Origin of the sequence: Streptomyces sp. NPDC051636 (assembly GCF_044453765.1) — a bacterium.
GTDB lineage: Bacteria > Actinomycetota > Actinomycetes > Streptomycetales > Streptomycetaceae > Streptomyces.
Map to the genome: position 1 here is coordinate 1 of NZ_JBITDA010000065.1, position 9,207 is coordinate 9,207.

The 9,207-nt window shown below is 72.5% G+C and carries 7 protein-coding genes; 5 read left to right on the top strand and 2 right to left on the bottom strand.

Annotated elements, in window-relative coordinates; translation table 11 throughout:
• The 5 genes from ACIBBH_RS41880 to ACIBBH_RS41900 all read left to right on the top strand — a co-directional run.
• A partial coding sequence (locus ACIBBH_RS41880; protein ID WP_399414170.1) for a phosphopantetheine-binding protein occupies positions 1-656 on the top strand: 656 nt, incomplete at its 5' end.
• Between the two features lie 126 nt (positions 657-782).
• Positions 783-1,643 (top strand): hypothetical protein, encoded by an 861-nt coding sequence (locus tag ACIBBH_RS41885; RefSeq protein ID WP_399414172.1) that lies wholly within the window; start codon positions 783-785, stop codon positions 1,641-1,643.
• A gap of 1 nt (position 1,644) precedes the next feature.
• A complete protein-coding gene (locus ACIBBH_RS41890) occupies positions 1,645-2,802 on the top strand; it encodes an ABC transporter ATP-binding protein (RefSeq protein ID WP_399414174.1) in 1,158 nt (385 codons plus the stop codon).
• Positions 2,799-3,536 (top strand): ABC transporter permease, encoded by a 738-nt coding sequence (locus tag ACIBBH_RS41895; protein WP_399414175.1) that lies wholly within the window; start codon positions 2,799-2,801, stop codon positions 3,534-3,536. The genes ACIBBH_RS41890 and ACIBBH_RS41895 overlap by 4 nt, the downstream gene beginning before the upstream one ends.
• Before the next feature lie 92 nt (positions 3,537-3,628).
• Positions 3,629-4,528: a proline iminopeptidase-family hydrolase gene (locus ACIBBH_RS41900; protein WP_399414177.1), complete on the top strand. Its 900-nt coding sequence runs from the start codon at positions 3,629-3,631 to the stop codon at positions 4,526-4,528.
• A 72-nt stretch (positions 4,529-4,600) separates the two neighbouring features.
• Here the strand turns inward: ACIBBH_RS41900 and ACIBBH_RS41905 are convergent, their stop codons facing one another.
• Both ACIBBH_RS41905 and ACIBBH_RS41910 read right to left on the bottom strand, forming a co-directional pair.
• The gene (locus ACIBBH_RS41905; protein ID WP_399414178.1) at positions 4,601-6,721 is read right to left on the bottom strand and encodes a condensation domain-containing protein; all 2,121 of its coding nucleotides are present in this window, start codon (positions 6,719-6,721) and stop codon (positions 4,601-4,603) included.
• 88 nt (positions 6,722-6,809) lie between these two features.
• The coding region (locus ACIBBH_RS41910; RefSeq protein WP_399414180.1) for an SDR family NAD(P)-dependent oxidoreductase at positions 6,810-9,207 on the bottom strand (2,398 nt) is incomplete at its 5' end.

Here is a 9,207-nt window from a genome sequence, read left to right on the forward strand (position 1 = left end):
GCTTCGCCGACGCCGTCACCACCCTCGACGCCCAGGGCACCGGCGCCTTCCTCGAAATCGGGCCGGACGCCGCCCTCACCCCGATGGTCGCCGACACGCGTGCCGTCCCTGCCCTGCGCCGGGACCGGTCCGAGCCGCAGGCGCTCGTCGAGGCCCTCACCCGACTGCCCTCCGTCGACTGGACCGCCTACTTCGGCCCCGGCCGCCAGGCCGTGGACCTGCCCACCTACGCCTTCCAGCACCAGCACTACTGGCTCGCCTCGGCCGGACGGGCCGTCGGCGGCATGGGCGCGGGGGACACGATGACCCTGCCCGATCGGGAACCGGAGGACAGTGAGGCCCTGCTGGCGGCACTGCGGGCGGCCGACGACGCGGGGCGCGCCGAGCTGCTGGGCGCGTTGGTGCGGGACGCCATCGCCGGGGTGCTCGGGCACACCGGGGCGGATGACGCCGTCGAGCCGGACAGCGATTTCATGGATCTCGGATTCACCTCGCTGCTCGCGGTGGAATTCCGTGACCGGCTCACCGCCGCGCTCGGCCTGAAGCTGCCCGCCGCGGTGATCTACGAATACGGAACTCCGGAAGAACTCGTCGAGTTCCTGGCAGAAGAACTCGAGGACGCGCCGGCGGACGTCCCGGAGGAAGCGGGGCGGTAGGGGGCGCTAGGGGTGGCCATAGGGGCTCTCAGCCCCCTTGGCCACTTCTAGCATCGACTGCACCCGGCATAACCAGTGCGGTGCGCAGGTCGAGAACTCGGCAGACAGGTCAGGAAGGGGCAGCCGGTGGACAACAATGACGTGTGGCTGAAATTGGGCGGCAACAGCAGCCGAGACGCTCTGGTGCTCGCTGTCGACTTCACCGCCACCGGCCGTCCCGACGCCCGCTTCGCCGATCTCTTCTCGCTCACCGCGGCGGGCCGCCACCCTGTGTGGGAGACGATGCCGCAGGCCATCGCCACCGACGTGGGGCCCGGCGGCCAGGAGTATCTGGACCGCTGGTTCGACTCCGTGCGTGAGACCGGGCGGCCGGTCAGCGCCGTGCTCGGCTTCTGCGCCGGCTCGGTGTACGCGGCCGCGCTCGCCGAACGTCTCACGCAGTGGCAGGAAAGCGCGCCGCAGCTCATTCTGTTCGACCCGGAACTCGCCAACCCGCTCGGACTGTACTGGCAGTTCCACATGTCCCTGAGCCTCTTCGAATCCATCGTGGGGCCCGAACCGATCTCGGTGGCGAACACTGCGGGGCACCACGTCCTGGAAAGCACCGACGACATCCGGGTGCTCGGCACCGAACTGGTCCGGCTTTTCCGGAGCGTGAGCGAACCGGCGTTCGACCAGCTCGACCTCGACGAGGAGAGCCGGGCCGAATTCACCGAGTCGTTCACCGCTTTCGTCGCCTATGTCGTCGCCGCCGGCGATTTCGACTCCATGGAGAACTGGCACAGGGCGGTGGCCTTCAGCTCGGCGAGCCCGCTCAGCGGACTCAACCGGCTTCGCTCCACCGATCCGGAGACCGCGGCCCGCGTCGTGGCCAGGGAGATCCGGTTCGGCAGCGAGCACATGAACCTGCTGCGCGACGAGGCCGCCGCGAAGGCGCTGGACGCGCTGCTGTCCCCGCAGGACCTCTCCCGACAGATCCGGATGTGACATGACGACGACTCCAGAGACCAGGACCGCACGGGACGAGGGAGGCACCACCGTCACGGCCCCGTCCCCCACCCCCACCCCCGTACCGAAGCGGGCCGCGGCGAAGAAGACGCGCCGCGGGAAGAAGACGGGCACCACGACGCAGGCCGCCGCCGGGACGAGGGCGGACGCCGCGGCGCAGGCCGGCGGCGACACGGAGACGAAGGCCGTCAGGAGCCCCCGGCACGCCGCCCCCGAGCCCGCCCTGCGGGTGACCGGGCTGCGCAAGGACTACGGCGACGTCAAGGCCGTACGCGGGCTCGACCTGACCATCGCGCCCGGCGAGGTGGTCGCCCTGCTCGGCCCCAACGGCGCGGGCAAGTCCACCACCGTCGACATGATCCTCGGCCTGGCCAAGCCGACCGCGGGAAGCATCACCGTCTTCGGCAAGGCCCCCTACCTGGCCGTACGGGAGGGCCTGGCGAGCGCCGTGCTGCAGGAGGGCTCCCTCATCGACGACCTGAGCGTCCGCGAGACCCTCGGCATGATCTCCTCGCTGTACAAGAACCCGCTGCCGATGGACGAGGTGCTGCGCCGCGCCAACATCGAGGACATCGCCGACCGGCGCGGCACCAAGCTCTCCGGCGGCCAGCGCCAGCGGGCCCGGTTCGCCTGCGCCCTCGTCGGCAATCCGCAGCTGCTCATCCTCGACGAACCGACCTCCGCGATGGACGTCGGCAGCCGGCGCAAGTTCTGGGAGTCGATGCGCAAGTTCACCGACACCGGTCGCACCGTCGTCTTCGCCACCCACTACCTCGACGAGGCCGAGGAGTTCGCCGACCGCGTGGTCCTGATGCGTGCCGGGCAGATCGTCGCCGACGGCACCGTCGCCGAGATCCGCGCCCTCACCGCCGGCCGCATGCTGCGCGCGGCGGTGCCGGGGGCGAGCGCGGACGAGCTGGGGAAGCTGCCCGGCGTCCACCAGGCCACCGTCCGCCTCGGTCAGGCCGAACTGCACTGCGACGACTCCGACGCCGCCGTGCGCGCGCTGGTGACGACCTACCCCGGCGCCCATGACATCGAGATCAGCGCCACCGGCCTGGAGGAGGCGTTCCTCACGCTGACCGCGGACGACGCCGCCCAGGACGACTCCCACACCACGGAGGACGAAGCCGCATGACCGGCTACCTCACCATCGAGATCAAGCGGATGCTGCGCGGGCCGCGCTTCATCGTCTTCGCGTTCGTCGTGCCCGTCGTGATGTACCTGCTGGAGTGCATGCTCTACAAGAACCAGACCATCCCGCACTCGCACGGCATCACCTACAGCGCCTGGCTGATGTGCAGCCTGGCCGCGTACAGCGCGTTCACCTCCTCCATGCACACCACCGCCCGCGTCTCGCACGAGCGGCAGATCGGCTGGCACCGGCAGCTGCGGCTGACGCCGCTGCTGCCGCGCACCTACCTGCTGACGAAGGTGTTCGTGGCGATGGTCGTCGCGCTGCCCGGCCCGGCGTTCGTGGCCCTGTTCGGCTGGCTGGTGCAGGACGTGCACATGTCGGCGGCCGGCTGGCTGCAGATCACCCTCGGCATCTGGGTCGCCGCCCTGCCGTGCGCCGTCCTCGGCCTGGTCATCGGCCTGTACGTGGCCCCGGAGCAGCAGCAGATGTACCTGCAGGGTCTGATCATCCTCTTCGGTTTCCTGGGCGGTCTGCTCCTGCCGACCACCGGGTTCCCGGACTGGCTGGTCGCCATCGTCAAGGTCATGCCGAGCTACTGGCTCGCCGACATCGGCCACGGCGCCCTGCTGCACGACACCCGCGCGGTGGTCGGCGCGGCCGTGCTCGCCGCGTGGACGCTGGTGTTCTCCGGCGCGGTGGTCCTGAGCTACCGGCGCGAAGCGGCCCGGGCCTGACCGGTCCGAGCCCGTACGAGGAGATGGGCGCCGGCCGCCGAGGCCGGCGCCCATCCGCATGTCCAGCCCTGATCCGAACGAGAGGGACCCTCATGTTCCTGGCCCCCAGCCGCAAGGGAGTCGTTCCCTTCCGCGGCCACCAAACCTGGTACCGCGTCACCGGAGACCTGCACAGCGGCCGCACCCCCCTCGTCGTCGCCCACGGCGGCCCCGGCTCCGTCCACGACTACCTGCTCAGCCTCACCGCCCTCGCCGCCGACGGCCGCCCGGTCATCCACTACGACCAGCTCGGCAACGGCCAGTCCACCCATCTGCCCGACGAGGGCGCCGACTTCTGGACCGTCGACCTCTTCCTCGCCGAACTCGACGCGCTCCTCGCCCATCTGGGCATCGCCGACGACTACCTGCTGTTCGGCCAGTCCTGGGGCGGCATGCTCGGCGCGGAGCACGCCGTACGCCGGCCGGCGGGACTGCGCGGACTGGTCATCGCCAACTCACCGGCCTCCATGCACGTGTGGCGCGCCGAGTGCGAACGCCTCAAGGACGAGCTGCCGGCCGAAGTCCGCGACATCCTGCGCCGGCACGAGGCCACCGGCGACTACGCCCACCCCGACTACCAGCGGGCCGTCCTCGCCTTCTACGAGCGCCACCTGTGCCGGGCCCGCCCGCTGCCGCCCGAGGTCGCCACGACCCTCCTCGCCCTGCAGAGCGACCCGACCGTCTACGGCACCATGAACGGGCCCGCCGACTTCCACGTCATCGGCACCCTGAAGGACTGGACGGTCGTCGACCGGCTGCACGCCGTCGAGGTCCCCACCCTGGTCATCACCGGCGCCCACGACGAGGCGACAGAGGCCACGATCCGCCCCTTCCTGGACCACATTCCCCACTCCCGCTGGGAACTCTTCGAACACTCCAGCCACATGCCCCACGTGGAGGAACCGGAGCGCTTCGAGCAGGTCATGCGGAAGTGGCTGGCGGAGGTGGGCTGAGCCGCACAGCAGAAGAAAGGGGCCGGGTCCCGCTCACTGAGCGGGACCCGGCCCCTTTCCGACGCGTACGTCCTACGCCGACTTCTCCGCGATGAACCCCGCCAGCGCCTTCGGCGTCGGATGGGCGAACAGGTCGGCGAGGCGGATCCGTACCTTCACGTCCGTGGTGCGCTTGATGCGCTGCAGCAACTGCACGCCCAGCAACGAGTGACCCCCGCTCGCGAAGAACCCGGAACCGGCCTTCATGTCCTCCCGCTTCAGGAACTCCCGCCACAGCGCGACGAGTTGCTCCGTCAGCTCCTCCGTGTCGATGGCCGGCTCCGCGGGCGCCTCCCGCCGGTCCAGGGCCTCCGCGCGCAGCCGCAGCCCCTCCAGGTCCGGCCGGCCGCCCACCGACGGCAGCGCGTCCACGACCACCACCCGGTCCGGCTCGGCCGCGCCCGGCAGGGACACCCGGATCTGCTTCAGCAGCCGCTCCGCCAACCCCTCGGCCGGCGCCCCGCCCGCGGGCGCCACGAACGACACCACACGCCCCCCGGCCGACACGCTCGCCGCACCGGCCACCTCGGCATGCGCCAGCAGCACCGCGTCGACCTCGTCGAGCCCGAAGGTGACGCCCCGCACGGTCACCCGCCTGTCCAGCCGCCCCAGCAGCTCCAGCCGCCCGTCCGGCAGCCAGCGCGCCAGCTCCCCGGTCCGCCGTACGGTGCCGTCCGCCTCCGCGAGACACAGCTCCCCGCGCACCCGCACCGGCAGCTCACCGCCGTCGGGCGCCGCCACCAGAGCCCGTACGGCCGACCACTCGCCCGGCGCGTACGAGGAGAACTGGGCGACGGCGGGGGAGCAGGGCAGCGCCGACGGCAGCCCGTGCCGGTGCCCGCCCGCCACCGCCGCCCGGTCGGCGTCGCTCCACACCGACAACTCGCCCACCGGTGCGGTCAGTTCCTCACCGAGCCGGACCAGCAGAGCGTCGTAGCGGGCGAGCAGCAGACCCACCTCCGTCGCCGAGAACACCTGCGTGCGGAACACGGCCCGGATCCGCAGCTCCTGCTCGCCCCCGGACTCCGCCGCGGCGCCCGGCATGAAGAAGAACTCCAGGTCGAACTTGCTGAAGCCGTTCTCCACCTCCCGCATCCGCGCAGGGAACCCGCCGGCCTGGAAGTCGCCGGACGTACCGCCGGGCACGTAGTTGAACAGGTGTGTGCACAGCGAGTTGCGCCAGCTCGCGCCGCCGCCCGCGTCCCGCACCTCGTCGAGCACCCGCTCGGCCGGCACCCCGCTGTTCCCGATCCCCTCCAGGAACACCGACCGGACCCGGTTCACCAGGCGCTTGAACGGCTTCGCGGAGTCGATCCGCACGCGCAGCGGCAGCACGTTCACGTGGTAGCCGATCGCCGACTCGTGCCCGGCCGGCCGCACGCTGACCGGCGACCCGACGACCAGGTCCTGCCCGGCACCGTGCCGCGACAGCAGCAGGCAGTACGCGGCCAGCAGGATCACGGCCTCCGGCGCACGCAGCTCACGGCACAGCCGCCGTACGACGTCCCGGGCCGGCCGGGACACCGTGTACCAGGTGCTCTCACCGGCGAGATCCGGTGTGTCGGACGGCGGGTTGCCGAACCACAGCCCGCCCCCCTCCGCGCCGCCCCGGAAACCGCGCAACTGCTCCCGCCAGAACTCCACGCTCTCCGCGGACGGTTCGGGCTCCACGGCCGCCGCGACCGGCGTCGTGTCGTAGCCGTCGGGGTCGGCCAGGGCGCTCAGCAGCTCGCCCAGGAAGGATACGGTCGACATCGCGTCGAACACCAGATGGTGCAGCGCCACGCTCACCGTGCAGCCGCCGCCCTCCGGCAGGAACACCGTCCCACGGACCAGCAGCGACCCGTCCAGCGCGAACGGCGCCGCCACGAACTGCCGCACCGCGTCCGCCACGTCACCCCCGCCCACCGGAACGCCGGGCACCGACAGCTCCACCGCCTCCGGCGGGAGAACGCTCTTCGTCAGCTCGCTCTCCCCGGCCCGGAACACGGTGCGCAGGATCTCCTGCCGGCGCACCACGAGCGTCAGCGCCCGCGACACGGCGGCGGGTTCGACGATCCCGTCGACGTCGAACGTGACGGACAGATTGTTGACCCCGGCCCCTGGTACGAGCCGCTCCAGCAGCCACAGGTCGGTCTCCTTGCGTGTGGCCATGACGGTGCTCCTCATCGCGGTAACAGCCCGGACGGGCTGGTCGGTCGATCTCTCAGCTGTTGTCGGCGTCGGTGCCGAGGGGGATGTCTCAATCGATGTCGATGCCTTCGAACTCGCTGTCGAGAATGTCGAAGATCTGCTCGGCGTCGGCATCCGCCAGCGAGTCGGCGTCAGCGGCGTCGGCGTCACCGGCCGCGTGCAGCTCGGACCAGCGCGAGGCGAGCGTGCGCAGCGTCTGGGCCACCCGCGCGTGGTCGCCCGCGTCCAGCCCGTCCGGACCCACGACCCCCAGCAGCTTCGCCTCCAGCGAGGCCAGTTCGCTCTCCACCGCCCGCAGCGCGGCGGGCCCGCGCTCGTCCGGCACGAGCTGCTCGCGCACGTACTCGGCGAGCGCCAGCGAGGTCGGATAGTCGAAGGTCAGCGTGGCGGGCAGCCGCAGCCCGGTCAGCGGCGCCAACTGGTTGCGCAGCTCCACCGCCGCCAGCGAGTCGAACCCGAGCCCGCCGAAGCCGCGCTCCGGATCCACCGCGTCACCGGAGGCGTGCCCCAGCACCGACGCCACCTTGGCCCGCACCACCTGCAGGACGTAGGGCGTCCGCTCGGCCGCCGGAAGCCGCAGCAGCGTCTCCTTCAGCGCCTGGGGATCCTGCGCCGCCTCGGCCGTCGTACCGCGCCGCCGGGCCCCCGGGACCCGGACGAGCCCCCGCAGCATCGCGGGCAGCACCCCGTCCCGCGCCCGACGCTCCAGGGCACCCGTGTCGAACGGCACCGGCAGCAGATGCGCCCGCCCGCTCCCCAGCGCCGCGTCCAGCAGCGTGAGCCCCGCCTCGCGTCCCAGCGCCCGCGGCCCGGTCCGCGCGACCCGCTCCACGTCGGCCGCGGTGAGACCGGCGCCCATGCCGCCGACCGACGGGTCCCACAGCCCCCAGGCCAGTGACACTCCGGGCAGCCCCTGCGCCTGCCGCTGGGCGGCGAGGGCGTCCAGGTAGGCGTTGGCGGCGGCGTAGTTGGCCTGTCCCGTGCCGTCGAAGGTGGCGGCGGTCGAAGAGTAGAGCACGAACGCGTCGAGGTCCCGTCCGGCGGTCAGCTCGTGCAGGTGCCGGGCGGCCTCCGCCTTCGGCGCCCACACCCGGCCCAGGCTCTGAGGGGTGAGACGGTCGACGGTCGCGTCATCGAGGACGCCCGCGGTGTGGACGACGGCGGTGATGTCCGGGTGGTCGCCCAGCAGCTCCGCGACCGCCTCGCGGTCGGAGACGTCGCAGGCGACGGTCTCCACCCGGGCGCCGGCCTGAGCCAGCTCGGCGGCGAGTTCGGCGGCACCGGGCGCGTCGGCGCCGCGCCGGCTGGTGAGCAGCAGGCTGCGCACGCCGTGGGCGGTGACGAGATGGCGCGCGGTGAGCGCGCCGAGCCCGCCCGTGCCGCCGGTGACCAGCACGGTGCCGGACGTGGACCAGGAGCCGTCCGCCGGCGCCGTCTCGCGGGCGAGCCGCGGAGTGGTGAACCTGCCTTCCGCGTAAGCGAGTTCCGGCTCACCGGTGGGCAGGTGCTCGGGGATGTCCCCGTCGGCGTCGAGCAGGACGATCCGGTCCGGATGCTCGGCCTGGGCGGCCCGGGTGAGGCCGCGGACGGCGGACTGCTCGGGATCGGTGCCGGCCCCGCGAGTGACGACGAGCAGAGGCCGGTCACTGCCCAGGCGGGCCTGGAGCCGCGGCAGCAGATCGGCGGCCGTGTCGGCCCGCAGGACGGTGTACGACGCCGTGGGCTCGGTCGCCTCGGACGAGACCGGGATCCAGTCGATCCGGTACAGGTCACGGACGGCACCCGTCTCCGCCGCCAGCGGCCGCAGCGCCAACCCGGTGACCGTGGCGACGGGCCGGCCCGAAGGGTCGGCGAGATCGAGCCGGTGACCCGATCCCTCGGCGGTGACCCGCACCCGGAGCGCCTTGGCCCCCGAGGCGTGTACGGCCACATCGCTCCAGGAGAAGGGCAACTCGGCCCGTTCGGCCGCACCCGCGTAGGTGAGGGCGTGCAATGCGGAGTCCAGGAGCGCCGGGTGCAGCGCGAACCGGCCCGCATCCGCGTCCTTCGGCAACGACACCTCGGCATGCACCGTGCCGTCGGCGGACCGCCAGGCGGAGGTGAGGCCCTGGAAAAGGGGGCCGTAGTGCAGGCCCATGGCGGACAGGTCGTCGTAGAGGCTCGTGGTGTCGACGGGCTCGGCGCCGGCCGGGGGCCAGGCGACGAGGTCGGCAGCGGGTTCCACCGCCTCGCCGGACAGGGATCCCTCCGCGTGGAGGGTCCAGGTGTCCTCACCTTCGAGGCGGGAGTGGACGGTGACGGTCGGCTCGTCGCCTTCGCCGACGCGGACGCGCAGGGCGACGGCGCCGGTTTCCGGTACGACGAGGGGGGCGTGCAGGGTCAGGTCGCGGACGGTGCCACGGCCGACCTGGTCACCGGCGCGTACGGCGATCTCGACGAGCGCGGCG

Bases quoted from the DNA above. Each gene is read 5' to 3' on its own strand.
- ACIBBH_RS41890 (WP_399414174.1), top strand. From the start codon at position 1,645: ATGACGACGACTCCAGAGACCAGGACCGCACGGGACGAGGGAGGCACC.
- ACIBBH_RS41895 (WP_399414175.1), top strand. From the start codon at position 2,799: ATGACCGGCTACCTCACCATCGAGATCAAGCGGATGCTGCGCGGGCCG.
- ACIBBH_RS41900 (WP_399414177.1), top strand. From the start codon at position 3,629: ATGTTCCTGGCCCCCAGCCGCAAGGGAGTCGTTCCCTTCCGCGGCCAC.
- ACIBBH_RS41905 (WP_399414178.1), bottom strand. From the start codon at position 6,721: ATGGCCACACGCAAGGAGACCGACCTGTGGCTGCTGGAGCGGCTCGTA.